The organism is Streptomyces fagopyri (assembly GCF_009498275.1).
Taxonomy (GTDB): domain Bacteria; phylum Actinomycetota; class Actinomycetes; order Streptomycetales; family Streptomycetaceae; genus Streptomyces; species Streptomyces fagopyri.
The window spans coordinates 2,444,492-2,462,554 of the sequence record NZ_CP045643.1; the positions used below are offsets into that span (position 1 = coordinate 2,444,492).

The 18,063-nt window shown below is 73.6% G+C and carries 12 protein-coding genes and 1 pseudogene; 3 read left to right on the forward strand and 10 right to left on the reverse strand.

Going from position 1 to position 18,063, the window contains the following annotated elements; translation table 11 throughout:
• Positions 1–31 precede the first annotated feature (31 nt).
• From GFH48_RS10420 to GFH48_RS10430, 3 genes are all read right to left on the reverse strand, one after another.
• Positions 32–454, reverse strand: coding sequence for an ATP-binding protein (locus tag GFH48_RS10420; RefSeq protein ID WP_153292845.1), 423 nt, complete (start codon positions 452–454; stop codon positions 32–34).
• A gap of 855 nt (positions 455–1,309) precedes the next feature.
• Positions 1,310–3,052 (reverse strand): pyruvate dehydrogenase, encoded by a 1,743-nt coding sequence (locus GFH48_RS10425; protein WP_153287989.1) that lies wholly within the window; start codon positions 3,050–3,052, stop codon positions 1,310–1,312.
• Positions 3,053–3,127: 75 nt separating this feature from the next.
• Positions 3,128–4,696 carry a PP2C family serine/threonine-protein phosphatase gene (locus GFH48_RS10430; protein ID WP_407698624.1) on the reverse strand — a complete coding sequence of 523 codons (1,569 nt, stop codon included), beginning with the start codon at positions 4,694–4,696 and terminating at the stop codon, positions 3,128–3,130.
• 1,312 nt (positions 4,697–6,008) lie between these two features.
• On the opposite strand from GFH48_RS10430, the gene GFH48_RS10435 reads away from it, so the two are divergent.
• A complete protein-coding gene (locus GFH48_RS10435; RefSeq protein WP_153287991.1) occupies positions 6,009–6,989 on the forward strand; it encodes a helix-turn-helix transcriptional regulator in 981 nt (326 codons plus the stop codon).
• Between the two features lie 36 nt (positions 6,990–7,025).
• Positions 7,026–7,508 carry a DUF456 domain-containing protein gene (locus GFH48_RS10440; protein WP_153287992.1) on the forward strand — a complete coding sequence of 161 codons (483 nt, stop codon included), beginning with the start codon at positions 7,026–7,028 and terminating at the stop codon, positions 7,506–7,508.
• Between the two features lie 163 nt (positions 7,509–7,671).
• Here the strand turns inward: GFH48_RS10440 and GFH48_RS10445 are convergent, their stop codons facing one another.
• The gene (locus GFH48_RS10445; RefSeq protein ID WP_153287993.1) at positions 7,672–8,916 is read right to left on the reverse strand and encodes an SGNH/GDSL hydrolase family protein; all 1,245 of its coding nucleotides are present in this window, start codon (positions 8,914–8,916) and stop codon (positions 7,672–7,674) included.
• 149 nt (positions 8,917–9,065) lie between these two features.
• Here GFH48_RS10445 and GFH48_RS10450 point away from each other — a divergent pair.
• Positions 9,066–9,443 (forward strand): annotated as a pseudogene (locus GFH48_RS10450) (PPOX class F420-dependent oxidoreductase); the annotation flags it as partial.
• Here GFH48_RS10450 and GFH48_RS10455 read toward each other — a convergent pair.
• From GFH48_RS10455 to GFH48_RS10480, 6 genes are all read right to left on the reverse strand, one after another.
• Positions 9,385–10,857 carry a DNA-3-methyladenine glycosylase 2 family protein gene (locus GFH48_RS10455; RefSeq protein WP_153292846.1) on the reverse strand — a complete coding sequence of 491 codons (1,473 nt, stop codon included), beginning with the start codon at positions 10,855–10,857 and terminating at the stop codon, positions 9,385–9,387. The pseudogene GFH48_RS10450 and the gene GFH48_RS10455 overlap by 59 nt on opposite strands.
• 770 nt (positions 10,858–11,627) lie before the next feature.
• Entirely contained in the window at positions 11,628–12,719 is a 1,092-nt protein-coding gene (gene rsgA / locus GFH48_RS10460; RefSeq protein WP_153287994.1) for a ribosome small subunit-dependent GTPase A, read from the reverse strand.
• A gap of 335 nt (positions 12,720–13,054) precedes the next feature.
• On the reverse strand, positions 13,055–14,533 hold the full coding sequence (locus tag GFH48_RS10465; protein WP_153287995.1) for a cellulose-binding domain-containing protein: 1,479 nt from the start codon (positions 14,531–14,533) through the stop codon (positions 13,055–13,057).
• Positions 14,534–14,793: 260 nt separating this feature from the next.
• Positions 14,794–16,149 carry a radical SAM protein gene (locus tag GFH48_RS10470; protein ID WP_153287996.1) on the reverse strand — a complete coding sequence of 452 codons (1,356 nt, stop codon included), beginning with the start codon at positions 16,147–16,149 and terminating at the stop codon, positions 14,794–14,796.
• Positions 16,150–16,221: 72 nt separating this feature from the next.
• The gene (locus GFH48_RS10475; protein WP_153287997.1) at positions 16,222–16,884 is read right to left on the reverse strand and encodes a pyridoxamine 5'-phosphate oxidase family protein; all 663 of its coding nucleotides are present in this window, start codon (positions 16,882–16,884) and stop codon (positions 16,222–16,224) included.
• Positions 16,885–17,031: 147 nt separating this feature from the next.
• Positions 17,032–18,039 (reverse strand): hydroxyacid dehydrogenase, encoded by a 1,008-nt coding sequence (locus tag GFH48_RS10480; protein WP_153287998.1) that lies wholly within the window; start codon positions 18,037–18,039, stop codon positions 17,032–17,034.
• Positions 18,040–18,063 lie beyond the last annotated feature (24 nt).

An 18,063-nucleotide genomic window follows, 5' to 3' on the forward strand; every position in this document is an offset into this window, starting at 1 on the left:
CGTCCGGACAGGAATTACGGCGGCGCGGTGACTACACCGCGCCGCCGTCCAGTTCGAACCAGACCGACTTGCCCACCCCGTGGGCCCGGACACCCCACGCGTCCGCGAGGGACTGTACGAGGACGAGTCCCCGGCCGTGCGTACCGTCGTCGGCGTCCGGTACCCGCGGTCTGGGCCTGCGTCCCACGAAGTCCCGTACCTCCACGCGGAGTCCGGAGGGGCGGACCGTGGCCGTCAGGATCGCGTCGTGATCGGTGTGGATGAGGGCGTTGGTGACGAGCTCGCTGGTCAGCAGCTCGGCTATCTCGGACTTTCCCGGCCTCCCCCAGTGCCGTAAGAGTTCCCTCAGCGCTCTGCGGGCCTCGGGCACCGCCCGCAGGTCCGCCCTCGCCAGCCTGCGCCTGAGCTGCGCGGTGGCGGGTTGATCCGCCGTACTGCCGGACGTCTCCTCCATCATCGCCTTTGCCGTGGAGGCCCCGATCGCCACGGGACCGCGCCCTCGTACCTGCCTTCTCATGACCCCCGCCTGCATGCCGATGCCGATTCCCCTCGTGATCGAACATGTTCACGGGAATCCATGCCCTCCTACGCGAGGCGGCAGTCATGTCGATTCGTCAACCCTGTGCCATGCGGGAGCGCGGGCGCGGCGGCGTGACGGGCCGGTGCCCGCGCGCCCCGTCCGCCCCCGCTCCGGGGACCTGCTTCCGTCCGGGGAGGCGCACCCGTACCGGGGCGCTCCGGCCGGCCGGCGCGAGGCCCGGTCCGGACGCCGTCGATGGAGTGGCGACGGCGCGCACGCCCGGGGCCGATGACCTGTGGAGCCCGCGCTCCGGGCCGCCCACGAGCCCTTCGCGGCCGTCCCGGCGCCGGCGGGAAAGCCCTGGTGGGCGGGCGGGAATCGGCCACGGGGCGGACGGCCCGCCGCCTCGGGTGCGGCGCCCTGTCCTCCGTACCCGAACGTCCTGCGCGCCTCGGAGCGGGCCCGGGGCACCCTGGATCCGGCCACCCCCGGCGCCGCGCATTCCCTCCGCGTACCGCCTCCCGCGGGGCGCGAGGGGGAGATGAACCGGAGCGCGGACGGCTTGCGCCGGCGGCGCGTCCGACGACGGCGCACCACCCGGAGCCGCCGGTGCGCGGTGGCGTGCCGAGTGCGGGCGCTCGGCCCATCTACCGACCCTCGGCTGCGCCTCCGGCCGTACTCGACGGGGCACACGGTCCGGCGACGGCACCGACCGTGCCGCGGAGGCCCCGCCCGCCCCGCGACGCCCCGCACGTCCTTAGAGCGGGCGGCGGGGCTTTCCGGACCGCCCTACGGCCTCGGCACGTTCCTGATGTTCGAGCGGGCCATCTGGAGCATGCGGCCGACCCCGCCGTCGAGGACGATCTTCGACGCGGACAGTGCGAACCCGGTCACCATGTCCGCGCTGATCTTCGGCGGGATGGACAGGGCGTTGGGGTCCGTGACGATGTCGACGAGGGCGGGGCCCTTGTGTTTGAAGGCCTCCTTCAGAGCGCCGGCCAGTTGCCGGGGCTTCTCGACGCGGATGCCGTAGGCGCCGCAGGCCCGGGCCACGGCCGCGAAGTCGGGGTTCTTGTTGGTGGTCCCGTACGACGGGAGTCCGGCGACCAGCATCTCCAACTCGACCATGCCCAGGGAGGAGTTGTTGAAGAGGACGACCTTCACCGGCAGGTCGTACTGGACGAGGGTGAGGAAGTCGCCCATGAGCATGGAGAAACCGCCGTCGCCCGACATCGACACGACCTGGCGTCCGAGGTCGCTGAACTGGGCGCCGATCGCCATCGGCAGCGCGTTCGCCATCGAGCCGTGCGAGAACGAACCGATGATGCGGCGGCGGCCGTTGGGCGAGATGTAGCGTGCCGCCCAGACGTTGCACATCCCGGTGTCGACGGTGAACACCGCGTCCTCGTCGGCGAGTTCGTCCACCACCGAGGCCACGTACTCGGGGTGGATCGGAACGTGCTTCTCGACCTTGCGGGTGTACGCCTTCACCACACCTTCCAGCGCGCCCGCGTGCTTCCTCAGCATCTTGTCCAGGAAGCGGCGGTCCCCCTTGGACCGCACCCGCGGGATGAGACAGCGCAGGGTCTCCTTGACGTCGCCCCAGACCGCCAGGTCCAGCTTCGAGCGCCGGCCCAGGTGTTCGGGACGGACGTCGACCTGGGCGATCTTCACGTCGTCGGGGAGGAAGGCGTTGTAGGGGAAGTCGGTGCCGAGCAGGATGAGCAGGTCGCACTCGTGCGTGGCCTCGTAGGCCGCGCCGTAGCCGAGCAGACCGCTCATGCCGACGTCGAACGGGTTGTCGTACTGAATCCACTCCTTCCCGCGCAGCGCGTGTCCCACCGGCGACTTGATCTTCTCCGCGAACTCCATGACCTCGGCGTGCGCCCCCGCCGTCCCGCTGCCGCAGAAGAGGGTGACCCGGTCGGCCTCGTCGATGAGCGCGACGAGCTTGTCGATCTCGGTGTCGCCGGGGCGGACACTCGGCCGGGAGGTGACGAGGGCGGTCTCGACGGTCTTCTCCGGGGCGGGCGCGGCGGCGATGTCGCCGGGCAGGGAGACGACGCTGACGCCCGACTGGCCGATCGCGTGCTGGATGGCCGTCTGCAGCAGCCGGGGCATCTGCTTCGGGTGGGAGATCAGCTCGCTGTAATGGCTGCACTCGGTGAAGAGCCGGTCGGGGTGGGTCTCCTGGAAGTAACCGAGGCCGATCTCGCTGGAGGGGATCTGCGAGGCGAGGGCGAGGACCGGGGCCATGGAACGGTGGGCGTCGTACAGACCGTTGATGAGATGCAGGTTGCCGGGGCCGCAGGAGCCCGCGCAGGCGGTGAGGCTGCCCGTGATCTGGGCCTCCGCGCCCGCGGCGAAGGCGGCGGTCTCCTCGTGCCGGACATGGATCCAGTCGATCGCGGAATTGCGCCGGATCGCGTCGACGACCGGGTTCAGGCTGTCGCCGACGACGCCGTACAGGCGCTTGACCCCCGCGCGGGCGAGGATGTCGACGAACTGTTCGGCGACGTTCTGCTTGGCCATGCTGCACGCACCCCTTAGTGGTCCTGGAACCCTTGAGTCCGTCCTCTGGGGTCCATGAATTCACAGGGAACGCGGTTACGCCTCCCAAACGGCCGCCGCCGTCCGGTCGTCCGCGTAGCCCTTGACCCTCACCTGGGTGTCGGCCAGGAACGCGGCCAGTCCCGGCGGGCCACCCGTGGACCAGCGGGTCGTCAGGTGCTCGCAGAGACCCGGTTCGCCGCGCAGGGGATCGGCGAGGCCGCCCGTGCACAGCAGGAGCGTGTCACCCGGCCGGGCGACGGAGGCGCGGAAGCGGAAGGGGGCGCGCGGCGGCGCGGGGGCGGGCTCGTACGGGCTCGGGGGCGTCGTGATGCCCAGGTCCATGGTGAGCCGGTCGCCCTCGGGGGTCTCGTGGGGCAGCGACCCGAAGCCGACCACAGGCTCCCCGGTGGCATCGCCCACCCGTGGCTCTATGTCCTGCCACTCGCCGTCCCGCAGCCGGAACAGCCCGCCGTCGCCGACACCGAAGAACACGCGCGTACGGCACTCGGGGTCCGCGGTGAGCAGCAGGCAGCGCAGGCTCGCGGTGTAGTCCTCGGGCTCGACACCCTGCTCGGCCGCGCTCGCGCGCAGCTTGCCGAGACTGCGGTCGGTGAGCCGGTGCAGCCCCGACTTCAGATCCCCGCGCCGGGCGGCCCGGATGTCCTCGGCCAGCCGTGCGTGACTGCGGCCGACGGCACGCCCGATCCACCGGCAGGCCTCGGCGGCCGCCCGGTGCGCGCCGGGGGTGGCGCGGGCCCCGGTCGCCATCGCCACCAGCACCAGCGCCTCCTCCGCGGTACCGAAGCGGGCGGTCAGCAGGGCGTCACGGCGCGGCTCTCCCCGGTAGCGCGCGGAGTCCCCGCGCACGGAGACCGCCCGCAGCGTGCTGGTCCCGTAGCGCGCGCCGTCCAGCACGGTGTCGGAGACCAGGTCGTCGAGGCCGTCCGGGTCGGCGGGCGGAAGCGTGGTGGGTTCGGCGTCGTAGGTGGGCGGGCCCGAGCCCACGTGGGCCACGGAGGGCCGTTCTCCCGGAGCGGCGGGCAGGGACTCGTACGGCGCGAGGACGGGCAGGTCGGGACGGGTGGGCGGCGGACCGGCGGGCGGGGTCCCGCGGGATGGGGCCGCGGGGAGGGCCGGGGGCCCCTGGGAAGGGGCGGTGGGGAGGGCCGGGGCGTGCGGGGCCCATGGGTCGGGCCGTGCGCCGCCCGGGGAGGCGGTGGGCGGCGGAAGCGTGGCCCGGGTGTCCAGAGGGACCCCGGGGGGCCACGGCGGCACGGCGGCAGTCCCGGGCGCGGCAGTCCCGGTCGACCCGGGTGCGGGCGACGCGGGTGCGGGCGGGGACGCCGAACCCCACGGAGGCTCGGCTCGGAACCCCGGAGGCGTCGGACCGGGCGGGAGGGCCGCGGGGGCGGGCGCGGAGGAGCCGGCGGTACCGGCGGGTGACGGCCGGGCGGGTGCCGGCGATCCCTCAGCGGTCGGTGGAGCGGCGGGCCTGGGCGGGTCGGCGGCGGGCGCGGGAGGACCGGCGGGCGCGGGCGCACTCCCCGGTGTGGACGGGCCGACCGGCGCCGGTGGGCCGGCGGCCACGGACGGACCCCCTGGCCCGGACGGACCGACGGGCACGGACGGACCGGTCGGCGCCGAAGGCCCGGCATCCGCCCACGGACCGGCGGGCGCCGACGCATCGGTGCCTGCCCACGGGCCGGGGGACGCCGGCGGGGCGCCGGGCGCCGGCAGCCCGGCGGAGGTCCGTGGAGCGGCGGACCCCGGCGGCTGGGTGAACGTCGGCGGAGGGGCGGGCACGGGCGGATCGGCGGGCACGGACGGACCGCCGGGCCCCGGCCGGTCGGAGGCGGCGGGCGGCCCCGCGGGCACGGACGGACCCGCCGGCGCCGACGAACCCGCACCCGCCCACGGCCCGGCCGACGCGGGCGGAGCGGCCGGCGCCGACCATCCGGCGGAGGTCGGTGGAGCGGCGGACCTCGGCGGAGCGGCGGGCTCGGACGAATCCGTGGGCGCGGGTGTCCACGGACCGGCGGGAGCGGGCGGGGTGAAAGGAGCCGGCGGGTCGGCCGGAGGTTCCCAGGGGGCCCGCCCCCATAGGGGTTCGTCCCGGCGCGGCGGGGTCGCGGGAGGCTCGGGAGCCACGCCGCGGCGTGAGGCGCCGTGCCAGGGCCCGGCGCCACCGCCGCGCCGTTCCGGCGGAGCGGGTGGTTCCCCCGGTGGTGCCGGTGCGTCGCACTCCGGCGGCTGCGACCGGGCGGCGGGACCCGCCCCGGCCGACTCCGCCCCGACCGACTCCGCCCCGACCGTCCCCGCGGCCGACGCGAACCGGTCGTCGAGGGAGTCCGGCGCGGCGACCGCCCCGGTGTCCTGGGTGGAGTCGTCGTACAACTGCCCCCACCAATCGTCCTCGTGACCGGTGCGGCTCTCCCCCTGCTGGCTCATGCCCCTAATTGTCACCGCGGGAGCCGGTTGAAAACGGGGCATCCGGAAATCCGGCCACCCGGACCGGTCCGCCGGGCGTCCCGCCTCCGAAATGTCGAACAACACGACGGGCAAAGGAGGTTCGGGAGAAACCGCCGGACGGTCCCACCCCCCACGGGAGAACCGCCCGGCGGCGCCTGGACGACCGGGCCTCACGCGCCCCGCGGTCCCGTGCCACGGTCGGACCCGCCCAACACGTTTTCCAGATAGGCCGGTTCACCCCTCAGCGTGACCTGCTTCCCTGGGACGTCCGTGAGATCCCGCCAGGACTTTCCCGGGACTCCCCCGAGATTCCCGGCGGGCCTCCGCCGGCGGTGGCCGCTGCCCCGGTGACGTGAGCTTGGCAGAGTTGCGGGTGCTGCGGCGATGATGTGCCGAGGCGGGTTTGCGCCGTGGCCGGTTTCCGCCACGGCCCGGCCGGAACGGAATCTGGGGAGGGCGTCGCCGCATGCTGGGAGCGATAGGTCTGGACGAGACGCACGAGTCGGCGTACCGGGCGCTGGTGTCCGTGGGCGCCGCGGACGTGCCCGATCTCGCGCGCCGGCTCACGCTCGGCGAGTACGACACCGAACGCGCCCTGCGCCGGCTCGAACGGCACGGTCTCGCGGCCCAGTCGTCGGCGCGGCCGGGACGCTGGGTCGCGGCGCCACCGGGGGTCGCCCTCGGTGCGCTGCTCACCCAGCAACGGCACGAGCTGGACAAGGCGGAGCTGGCGGCCGCGCTGCTCGCCGAGGAGTACCGGACCCAGGCCACCGAACCCGCCGCGCACGACCTGGTCGAGGTGGTGATCGGCGCGGCGGCGGTCGCCCAGCGGTTCCTGCAGCTCCAGCTCGGCGCGAGCGAGGAGGTGTGCGCACTGGTCACCGGGACCCCGATCGCGGTCTCCGGGGCGGACAACGAAGCGGAGGAACAGGCGGCCGGGCGCGGTGTCCGCTACCGGGTGGTCCTCGAACGCGCCGTACTCGACCAGCCCACCGGCGTCACGGAGCTGTCCGCCGCGCTCGGCCGCGAGGAACAGGTCCGGGTGATGGACAAGGTGCCGACCAAACTGGTGATCGCCGACCGGACCCTCGCGATGGTGCCCCTCACCGCCCACACCGCCCAGCCCGCCGCACTGGTCGTGCACGCCAGCGGGCTGCTGGAGCTGCTGTCGGGCCTGTTCGAGTCGGTGTGGCGGGACGCGCTGCCGCTGCGGCTCGGCAGCCGGGGCTTCGTCGAACAGGGCCCGGACGGCCCGGACGGCACCGATCTGGAGATCCTCTCGCTGCTGCTGGCCGGGCTGACCGACGCGAGCGTGGCCAAACAGCTCGACCTGGGCCTGAGGACCGTGCAGCGCCGGGTGAAGCGGCTGATGGAGCTGACCGACGTGACGACCCGGCTCCAGCTGGGCTGGCACGCCTACGAGAAGGGCTGGGTGGCCCGGGGCTGACCTGCGCCCTCCCGTCCGCTCCGGCACCCTTGACAGATGGGAGCGTGGGAACTCCTGCTGGTCGGCGTGGTGATCGCGCTCGGCGTGTGCGGAGTGCTGGTGCCCGGTGTGCCGGGGTCGTGGCTCGTCTGGGCCGCGGTCCTGTGGTGGGCGCTGAGCGCCACGCAGGCACTGGCCTGGGGCGTGCTCGTGGGCGCGACCCTGGTCCTGCTGCTGGCCCAGGCGATCCGCTGGGCGCTGCCTCCCCGGCGGCTCCGGGAGGGCGGCGCCACCCCGCGTACGGGGCTGTACGCGGGGACCGGGGCGCTGCTCGGCTTCTGTCTGCTGCCGGTGATCGGCGCGGTGCCGGGTTTCCTCGGCGGGATCTACCTCCACGAGCGGCTGGCCGCGGGCGGGCACGAGGGGGCCTGGTCGACGGTGCGGACCCTGATGCGCTGCGGCGGCTGGAGCGTGCTGACGGAGCTGTTCGCCTGTCTGCTGATCGCGGGCGCGTGGCTGGGCACGGTGGTCTGGGGCTGACACGTAGGACCCGCCGGAACCTCCCCGGCCCCCGGCCCCCGGCCCTTCCTTTCTGGGCCTCCCCGGGTCCCCCTGGACCGGCCCCGGATCTCCCCGGCCCCACCCCGGGCCGCCGCGAACCTGCCCAGACCTCCCCCGACCTCCCCAGCCCCCCCGCCCTCTCCTAGGGAGCCAGCGTTCTCAGATCCACCGTGTCGGCCATCGCCCGCATGCCCGCGTCGTTGAAGTGGAGGTGGTCGCCGGGGTCGTAGGCGGGGCTGATGCGGTACGGGTCGGCCGGGTCGCGGACGGCGGCGTCGAAGTCCGCCACCGCGTCGAAGAGACCGCCCTCGCGCAGGAAGGCGTTGACCTCCTGCCGGACGGCCTCGCGCGCCTCGGTCCACGCGGGATGGCCGCCGTACGGCGTGATCGTGGCGCCGACGACCCGAATTCCGAGGGCGTGGGCGCGCGTCACGATCCGGCGGTACGCGTCTTCCAGCGCGCGGGGGTCCCGCTGCTCCGGCGTGCCCTTGATGTCGTTGATGCCCTCCATCACGATCACCGCCCGTACCCCGGCGCGGGAGAACACGTCGGCGTCGAGCCGGTCCAGGGCGCTGGGACCGCTGCCCGCGAGCAGGAGCCGGTTTCCGGAGATGCCCGCGTTGAGGACACCGAGCCGGCGGTACGCCGGGAGATCGCGCAGCCGGGCGGCGAGCCGGTCGGGCCAGCGGTGGTTGGTGTCGGGGGTCGAACCGGTCCCGTCGGTGATGGAGTCGCCGAGCGTGACCACGCTGCCCCTGGCGTGGGTGCCCAGAACGTCGACACCGGTCACGTAGAACCAGTTGCCGAGGTCGGCGGTGTACCGCGTACCGCGCTCGTCCGCGGTCCGGTCACCGTCGCGGGCGAGGAAGTTGGTCTGGTGGGCCGAACGGTGGTACGTCGCCGGGCCCGAGTCGGCCGGGGTGTGGACGGAGACCAGCAGGTTGGCGTCGGCGGGGATCCGCAGCCGCACGGGGTCGCCGAGCAGGTCCGTGCCCGGCGGGACGACCACCGACGCCGCGCCGGCGAAGGTCACCGTCCGCATCGATCCCGGGACGGCGTCCGGTTCCGCGGGCTCGCCGGGTTCCTGCAACGCGACCGTGACGGCCCCGAGTCGCAGGGGCGCGGTGCCCAGCCGGTTGGAGATCCGGACGCGGACCGCTTCGCCGCCGACGCTCGTGTGCACGACGTTGCGGATCGAGGCGCCGGGCCGGGGCCGGGTGGTGCCGGAGGGGGCTGCCTCCCAGGTGCCGGTCCAGTGCGGGCCGGTGGCGGGGGCGCCCCCAGGGCCGGCGCCGGGCCCCGTGTCGGCTCTCGCGCACGGCGTGGCGAGCGTCAGGACGGTCGCCAGGGCGGCGACCAGGTGCCGGACCATGATCACGCGGGTCATGCGGCATGGCTTCCCCGGTCGACCGCGCCCCCAACGGTATGTCACACCGTCAGCCGCACTCCGTTGCAGGGACATTGGCCCGCGGAGGCGGCCCGTTCTCCTGCGGGGACCAGGGTCCGGGGCCCGGCGCGTGCACGGCGCCGACGTGTTTGCCTGCCGCCACGACCCGATTCGTCGAGGCCGAACGCGCGTACCCGACGTCGCGGCGGCCCGGGCGGCCGGCCACCGTCGACGCCCACGGCCGGCGGCCGGCGAACCCCGCCGGCTTCTTCCCCCGGGACGACGGGACGATCCTGATCGGCGGACACGCGAGGGGCACCACCGAGAAGTGGCGCAATCTGCGGAAGAACCCCGAGGTCGCCCTCGTCGTCGACGGCGTGGTCGGTCTCCGGCCGTGCAAGCTCCGTGGCGTCGACGTCCGCCGTGCGGCCGAACTCCGCACCGGTCCGCACGACTTGGGCCCCCACTTCAGCGAGGAGCTGGTCCGTGTCCACCCGCGGCGGATTCGCGGCCGGGGTCCGGAGGACCGACCTCGCGGCGGCCCTCGCCCCGTGCCACCGCCTCCTCGTCCTCCGCCCGGAGGTGTCGCACCCCGTACGAACGCCACGGGCGCCAGACCTCCGGGACGTCCTCGCCGGGTGGTGCCACGTCGGGATCGCCGAGGGCGCGGGTCCGAATGGCGGCGACCGTGTGCGCGTCCAGACCGGGCAGCGCGAGCATGGCCGCCTGCGCCGCGTCGCGATCGGCACCGGCGTCGAGCCGCAGCGTGCCGTCGGCGAGGGCGGCGGTGAGCGTACCGAGGGGGCCGTCCGGCTCGGCCTCCGCGAGGACGGCCGGCTCCGGGAACACATGGGTGAGCGACTCGTGCGCGGCGTCCAGTACCTTCCCGTATCGGCGCACCAGGCGCTCCGCGGCCGGCCGGCCCACCAGGGCGCGCACGGCCAGCTCGTCCGGGTCCGCGGCGCCCGGTGACCGCAGACCGGGTCGCGCGGCGACCGAGGCCGCCAGCCGCGGATCGGCTCCCAGCCGCTCGTCCACCGCGTACGGATCGGCGTCGAGATCGAACAGCCGCCGCAACCGCTGGACGGCGGTGGTCAGATCGCGCAGGTCGGTGAGGTGGAGCCGGGTGTCGAGCCAGCCGCCCGGCTGGGAGGCCTGCCCGTCGGGACACTCGTTCACCGCGACGACCCCGGTGCCGTACGGAAGGCGGAGGGTGCGCCGGTAGGTGCGGCGGCCGCGGGGTCCGCTCATGTCCTCCACCCCCGCGACCGCCTCCTGGGCGAGGAGATCGAAGACGGCCGTCGACCGGTACGGACCCCGGTGGGCGAGGCGCAGCGGGATCCCGGCGGCCGGGGCGTCCGCGCGCCTGGCGCCGGGCCCTTCGCGCGAGGCCGCGGCGCGCAGTGCGCTGGGTGTCGAGGCGTACACCGCGCGGATCGTGTCGTTGAACTGCCGCACGCTGGCGAACCCGGCCGCGAACGCGATCTCCGTGACGGGCAGCCCGGTGGTCTGCAACAGGACCCGCGCCGTGTGGGCCCGCTGGGCACGGGCCAGTGCGACGGGGCCCGCGCCGACCTCGGCGGTGAGCTGCCGCTGCACCTGGCGGGTGCTGTACCCGAGTCGTGCGGCGAGGCCGCCGACGCCTTCGCGGTCCACCACACCGTCACCGATCAGCCGCATGGCGCGACCCACGACGTCGGCGCGCACGTTCCACTCCGCGGAGCCGGGCACGGCATCCGGGCGGCACCTGCGACAGGCCCGGAAGCCTGAGCCCTGGGCGGCGGCCGCGGTGGTGTAGTAGCGCACGTTCCGCTGCTTCGGCGTCACCGCCGGGCAGCTCGGCCGGCAGTAGATCCCCGTCGTCTCCACGGCGAAGAAGAACTCCCCGTCGAACCGGGCGTCCCTGCTCCGCACGGCCTCGTACCTGGTCTCTTCATCGATCACGAGTCCCAGTGTGCGGGGCGGCTGCCGCCGGGGCTGGCGGGAATCGGACCTGACGCTGCTACCCGTTCCCGGGGACCGCCGCCCCCGGACCCCCGCATCGGCCCCAAGGGCCTCGTCCTCAAGCGCCGGACGGGCTGGGGATGCGGGCCTGCGCCGGATCGTTCCCGATGGGCCCGGGCGTGCGGGCGTGCGGGCGTGCGGGCGTGCGGGCGTGCGCTACATGGTTTCGGACAGGCTGGGCGCACGCCGGGAGACCGCCGCCAGGCTCACCCACTTCAGCCTGTCCGGCGTTAGCGGACACAGTCCCCTGACCTGGGGGTCCCGGACGGGCCCGGCGTACGAGCCCACACCAAGAAACCGACGCCGCGCTCACACACTTCAGCCCGTCCGGCGATTGAGGACGAGCCCTTCGGGCGATGGCGGGAATCCAGGACGCGCCCGGCGTACGAGCCCACACCAAGAAACCGACGCCAGGCCCGCGCATTTCAAGCCCGTCCGGCGATTGAGGACGAGCCCTTCGGGCGCAGGCGGGAATCCAGGACGCGCCCGGCGTACGAGCCCACACCAAGAAACCGACGCCAGGCCCGCGCATTTCAAGCCCGTCCGGCGATTGAGGACGAGCCTTTCGGGCGAAGGCGGGAATCCAGGGGGCGCAACCCCTTGGCGGGGGTCCGGGGGGCGCAGCCCCTTGGCGGGGGTCCAGGGGGCCGCACCCCATTGCCGGAGCCGGGGGGGGCCGGCCCCCCACCCCCTGCCCAGACCCAGTGTCAACGTCCCCGTTTGGCCTCCATGGCCGCCTTCCCCTCCGCCCCCTTCCGCTTCCAGTCCCGGCGGATCTCCGCCCGCAGCCGCGCGTCGGTCTTCGCGACGATGCGCTGGTTCTCTCGCAGGAGCTTGCGGTAGCTGTCGAGGCGCCGTTCGGGCAGGGCACCGGACTCGACGGCGGTGAGCACGGCGCAGCCGGGCTCCGCGACGTGCGCGCAGTCGTGGAAACGACAGCCCGCGGCGAATTCCTCGATCTCCGAGAAGACCTGCCCGACCCCGGACTCGGCGTCCCAGAGGCCGACGCCGCGCAGTCCGGGCGTGTCGATGAGGACGCCGCCGCCGGGGAGGGCGAGGAGGTTGCGGGTGGTCGTGGTGTGGCGGCCCTTGCCGTCCACGTCACGCGCGGCCCGCACATCCATCACGTCCTCGCCGATCAGCGCGTTGGCGAGGGTCGACTTGCCCGCGCCGGACTGTCCGAGGAGCACGGTCGTGCCTCCGGACAGGACGGCGGCCAGCACGTCGAGCCCGTCCCCGGTGGCGGCGCTCACCGGGAGTACGGCGACCCCCGGCGCGGTGGTCTCCACGTCCTGTACGAGGTGACCGAGTGTGACGGGGTCCGGCACCAGGTCGGCCTTGGTGAGGACGACGACCGGTTGCGCGCCGGACTCCCAGGCCAGCGCGAGGAAGCGTTCGATACGGCCGAGTTCGAGTTCCACGGCGAGCGACACGGCGACGACGGCGAAGTCGACGTTGGCCGCCAGGATCTGTCCTTCGGACCGCTTGGAGGAGGTGGAGCGCACGAAGGCGGTGCGGCGCGGCAGATACGTGCGGACGTAGCGCGGGGTGCCCGCGGGTTCGACGGCGACCCAGTCGCCGGTGCACACGACCCGCAGCGGATCGTGCGGGGTCACGAACGCGGTGTCCGCGCGCAGGACACCGTCGGCGGTGACCACGTCGCACTGACCGCGGTCGACGCGGACGACCCGGCCGGCCAGCAGCCCTTCGGCCACGTACGGGGCGAACTCATCCGCCCAGGCGTCGTCCCAGCCGTACGACTGGAGAGCGTGTGCCGCAGGAAAAACGGAGGAAGTCAAGGGAAACCCTTCACAAGGGTGGCCCCGGCGCGCGCACTGTGGCGCGAAGAAGGTGGAAGGTCAGCCGGCGGCCACGGAAGTGGACTTGATGAACTTCTGGATGCGGGCAACGCCCATCTCAGTGACAGCCATCGGTCACACCTCCTTCAACGCTCAGCCGGTGACGGCGGCCGACGGCCACCGCGTGAAGCGATCTTCACCATATAGAGGGCCCGTATTCGGCGCCACCGGTTTTCCGCTCCCTCGGGGGACCGGGCCGGCGCACCCGCCCACGCGGCCGGGGCGAGCCCTTCCGCCCTCCCCGGCCAACCCCTTTGCCCCCACCCACCACGGACTCAACTGCCGTCGTCGCACCTGTCGTCGTTCAGAGTGAAGTCGCGCGGGGCCGAGTTGGTGCCGCTCCACGAACCGAGGAAGCCGAAGGCGACGGTGCCCTTCGCGGCGACGGACTTGTTGTAGTCGGCGGCGGTGGCGGTGACCCCGGCGCCGTGCTGGGCGAAGGCGGCGTCCCACATCTGGCCGACGCGCTGGCCGTCGTCGAAGGTCCAGCCGAGCCGCCAGCCGCTGAGGGCCCGTGCCGAGGTGACGGTGACGGTGGCCTGGAAGCCGTCGGGCCACTCGTTGACGATCTCGTACTTCACCTCGCAGGACGCCGGCGCGCTCTTGGTGACGTCCGCCGGTGGGTCCGACTTGTTCGCGGGCTCGGACGACTCTCCCTGGGCCTCGGGATCGGAACCGACCTCCGGCCGGGTCGTCGAAGCCGCGGTGGCGGTGGCGGGCGGATCGGACACGGCCGCCGGCGAGGGTGGCACGGGCTCCGCCACCGGCTGTCGCTCGCCCGGCGCGTCGCTCGCGGGCGCACCACCGTCGTGGGAGCCGCCGAAGGGCATCAAGGAGACCGCGAGTGCCAGTGCCGACACGACGAGGGCCGCCACCAGGATCCCGGTCCGGCCGATCCGGGGCCGGACCGGCCTGCCCTCGGCCAGGCCGGTGTCCACGGCCGCGTCCGTCCGGCCGCCGGTCAGCCCCGCCTCCGCGGCACGGCGGCGCCGTTCCAGATACGCGAGGCCGCCCCAGCCGATCACGCCGCCGGAGATCGCCGCGGGCAGTCCCCCTTCGTGCAGCCGCAGACAGGCGGCCGCCTCCGCGCACCGCACGCAGCGCGCGAGGTGCCGCGAGAGGTCTCCGGGGGTCTCGGCGCCGGACGAGCGGGTGACCGCGTCGAGGAGCCGTGCGTAGCTGCGGCAGTCGGCGTCCATCGGCGTGTCGAGGTGATTGCGATGGCAACGGTCCCGGAACAGCGCCCGCACCTGGGTGAGTTCGGTGGTGACGGCCGCCGGGTCCAGGCCGAGCCGCCGGGCCACGGCGGGCAGCGGCAGCGACTCGACCTCGGCCAGCCAGAGCAGAGCCGCGTCCGGCTCCTGCATGTCCTGAAGGCCGCGCAGCGCGATGGGGCGGTGCAGCGGCGGCCCGGTGTAGCGCCCGGCCTTCTCGGAGTTGAGCCACAGACGCAGGTCGGGGTCGAGCCGGTGGCCCAGACCGCCCGCCTCCCAGGCGGCGGCCGCGACCCGGACCGAGGTCAGCATCAGGGGGATGCGGGGCAGCCTGAGCGCCCTGCGCCCGGTGCCGGTGGTCTTCGACGCCGCGGTGGCGGCGCGCAGTTCGGTGATGCCGTGCGTGAAGGCCTCGGTCGCCAGTTGCGTGGCCGCGGCCGAACCCGACGTGCACAGATCGGCGTACGACAGGACCGCGTCCCAGCACTCCGAGAGCAGTGCGGCCTCGGCGGCGTCCTGGGGGGTCGGCAGGTCGGGCATGGGGGGCTCCTGCATCAACTGCTTCCATGTGCTACGTCAAAGAACGCAAATTCCAACTCATCTTCCGTACTGGAGAGTTGGTAACCATCTCAACGACGGGGCCCGAGCCTTTCACGGTTCCCACACAACTGACAAGCGAGGCATTCATTGATGGGGCAAGCGGTTGCGGCGCCTCTCGTGGCGCCTCTCCCGCCACGACGGAAGGCCTCCCTTCCGTAGGAGTACGGAAGGGAGGCCCGGACGTCTCGGTCAGCCGGCGGTCACGAAGCCGGCGGCCCGCTCACGTCCGCCACCGCGGGTTCCAGCGCCGGGAGGCTGTCCATGAAGGAGCTGACCGAGAAGACCGCGTTGCCGGGGCCGGGCGGGCCGTATCCGGGCGGGGAGGAGAGCCCGAAGTCGTCCATCGTGGAGCGGTACGCCTCCAGGAGGCGGATGTGGTACTCCAGCGGCGCACCTTGCGGGTTGGCCTTGCCGAGCGGGGTCGTCGGCTCCGGGCACCAGGTGGTGAAGCGGGGTGTGATGCCGTGCGACATGAAGAAGCGCAGTCCCTCGGTGGTCGAGGCGATGGCCTCGTCGACCGTGGTGAAGCCGAACGGTTCGGCCATCTCCACGCCCGCCACGAAGTTGGGGATGACGTTGCGCGCGCCGAAGATCTCCGCCGAGTCGAGGATCCGCCGGTGCCACTCGTCGCGGCCGACGTAGCGCTCTTTGCCGGGGCAGTAGAGCTCGAAGAGACGGCGGTCCCACACCTCGTAGTTGGGGTGGTAGATCTGCACCCCGTAGTCCTTGAACCGCTGTACGTCGTCGCGGGGCAGCGCCTGCGCGACGACCTTGCCGATCCAACGCCCCGGGAAGCGCTCCTCGATGGCCTTGGCGTAGTGCCCGTAGAAGTCGGCCTCGTCACGGCCCGCGACCTTCGAGGTGATGGCGCCGCCGGTGAGGGTGTACGCGGTGGACGCCTTGGCGGTGTCGTACCGGTCGATGATCTCCAGCGCCTCCAGGACCTCGTCCACGTCCTTCACGCCGGTGTACGGCCGTCCGGCCGCCTTGTGCTGGCGCCAGTTGTGGTTGATGTCGCAGTACTGGCACTCCTCCTTGGCGCCGAAGTACTGGCAGACGCGGAAGACGGTGAGGTAGATCAGGTAGCCCCACTGGATGGTGGGAGCCACCTCCATCACGGACTTCCCGCTGGAGAGGGTGTGCCGGTAGTACTCGGGCATCGGCGGCACGCCGACGTCGGAGATCCGCTTCCCGTCGAGGTAGAGCCCGAGCACGCCGTCCTCGTCGGCGGCCACCCGGTACGGCGAGGCGAGGTTGACGCGCACGGACACGACCGTCCGCCGCAGGTCGTACGGGCCGCCGGTGAGGATGATCTCCTCCGGGGGGCGCCTCAGGGCCGCCTCGCCCAGCTCGGGCAGGGTGCCGTGGTCGAAGGAGAAGATGAAGTACGACTTCGGCTTGACGTCACCCGTCGCCTCGTTGGTGGTGTCGCTCAGCGCCGAGGCATCGAAGGCCACACCGCCGCGGAGCAGGTCCTCCTTGAAGACCGCTTCCCGTGGTACGTGCGGGAAGCGCTCCATCAGATCCTCGACCAGCGCGGTGCGGCTGCCGTCCATCCCGTTCTCCTCGCTCCCGGCTCGTGCCGAGCCCCGTGGCTCGACTCCTCACGGTATGCCCCTGCCTGTGCGTCAGCCGTGCCGGGTCCCCTCGCGTCGCGCGATGTGCGCGGGCGGGGCCAGCCCGGGCTGCAGCAGGGGGTCGGGGTCGGGTGCGCCCCAGACCGCGGTGAGCGGCAGCGTCCCGGCCCAGAGTCCGAGCGCCGCGTCCGGGCCGTCCCCGTCGTCCGGGGCGCCCGTACGGATCTTCACGGAGGCCTCTTCGAGGGAGAGCGCAAGGAGGGTGGTCGCGGCCAGTTCCCTGCGGCTGGGGCGGCGGGCGTAGGCCCACTGGCCCGGCGTGGCGTGCTCGGTGAGGCGGCGCAGCCCTTCCGTCTTCTCCGCCGGGTCGGTCACCTTCCGCGGGACGCCGTGGATCATGGCGCTCCGGTAGTTCACCCCGTGCTCGAACACGGACCGCGCCAGGACGAGCCCGTCGACGTGCGTGACGGTCACGCAGACCGGCGACTCCGCCGCCAGGCTCCGGCCGGCGACCGACCCGTGCACGTACAGCGACTCCTCGTCCCGTCCGTAGACCGTCGGCACGACCAACGGCCGGTCCTCGACGACCACTCCCAGATGGCAGACGAATCCCGCGTCCAGGATGGCGTCGAGGTCGTCCCTGTCCAGGGAACCCTGCTCGCGCAGACGGCGGTGACGGGTGAGGTCGGTCTCGGGGAGCGGATCACGGGCCATGAGCCGGATGCTACCGATAGCGCAGACGCGAGACCAGCTGTCGACTGAATAGGTCGATCAAGGTGTCATTTTCGACGAAATCCGTCGCCGTCCTGTGAAGCGCTTCCGGCGGCCGCCGGGAACATCCCGCCGCTGCCCCGCGTCCCGTCACGCCATCCGGCCGAGCTCCCGTTCGTCCACGGGGAACTCCGGCACCCGGCCCGCGGCGAGTCGCTCGGCCTCCCCGACGACCACCAGGCCGAGCCGGGCGAGTTCGTTGCCCTGGGAGCCCGCGAGGTGCGGGGTGACGAAGGCGTTCGGCAGGTCGTACAGCGGGGAGTGCGCCGGGAGCGGCTCGGGCTCGGTCACGTCGAGAATCGCCCCGAGCCGCCCCGGCCGCAGCTCTTCGACGAGCGCGTCGTGGTCGACGAGCGAGCCGCGCGCGGTGTTGACGAGCACCGATCCGTCGGGCATCAGGGCGAGCTCGCGGCGTCCGATCAGATGCCGTGTCTCGGCGGTCTGCGGTGCGTGCACGCTGACGACGTCGCTGCCGCCGAGCAGGGCGTCGAGCGGCAGCAGCGTGACCCCGAGCGCGGCGGCGCCGGCCTCGTCCACGTACGGGTCGGCCAGACCCACCCGCAGATCGAAGGGCCGCAGCAGTTCGATGAGACGACGCCCGGTGCGCGAGGCCCCGATGACACCGACCCGGCGTCCGAAGTTGCCGATGCCCAAAAGGACGCCCTGGTGCGGGAAGGCCCGTTCGGCGCGCAGACGGTCCCGGTGCGTGAGGACGTCCTTGCCCGCGAGCAGGATCATGGCGAGCGTGTACTCGGCGACGGGCAGCGCGTTGGCCCCTGCGGCCGACGACACGACGAGCCCCCGCTCCCACACCGCGGGCGTCACGAAACCCTTCACGGAGCCCGCGGCGTGCAGCACCGCACGCAGCTTCGGCGCCGCCTCCAGCACGGCAGCGTCCAGCGGCGGGCAGCCCCAGCCGCTGATCAGGATCTCGGTCCGGGCCAGCGCCTCACGGACGGCGGGCCGGGTGAAGTCCTCGGCGACCAGGGCGGGATCGATGTCGACCAGGTCCCGCAGCCGGGCCAGTACCCCGGGCGGGAAGATCCGCGGCACGTTCTCCGCGGTCATGGCGAACATCGCGACGGGACGCTCGGACAAGGAGTCGGCCTTCCGGCTCGGTGA

Excerpts from the sequence above, each read along its gene's own strand:
- GFH48_RS10440 (WP_153287992.1), top strand. The coding sequence starts at position 7,026 with ATGGGAGCGTGGGAACTCCTGCTGGTCGGCGTGGTGATCGCGCTCGGC.
- GFH48_RS10475 (WP_153287997.1), bottom strand. The coding sequence starts at position 16,884 with ATGGCCCGTGATCCGCTCCCCGAGACCGACCTCACCCGTCACCGCCGT.
- GFH48_RS10465 (WP_153287995.1), bottom strand. The coding sequence starts at position 14,533 with ATGCCCGACCTGCCGACCCCCCAGGACGCCGCCGAGGCCGCACTGCTC.
- GFH48_RS10445 (WP_153287993.1), bottom strand. The coding sequence starts at position 8,916 with ATGACCCGCGTGATCATGGTCCGGCACCTGGTCGCCGCCCTGGCGACC.
- GFH48_RS10470 (WP_153287996.1), bottom strand. The coding sequence starts at position 16,149 with ATGGACGGCAGCCGCACCGCGCTGGTCGAGGATCTGATGGAGCGCTTC.
- GFH48_RS10420 (WP_153292845.1), bottom strand. The coding sequence starts at position 454 with ATGGAGGAGACGTCCGGCAGTACGGCGGATCAACCCGCCACCGCGCAG.
- GFH48_RS10425 (WP_153287989.1), bottom strand. The coding sequence starts at position 3,052 with ATGGCCAAGCAGAACGTCGCCGAACAGTTCGTCGACATCCTCGCCCGC.
- GFH48_RS10435 (WP_153287991.1), top strand. The coding sequence starts at position 6,009 with ATGCTGGGAGCGATAGGTCTGGACGAGACGCACGAGTCGGCGTACCGG.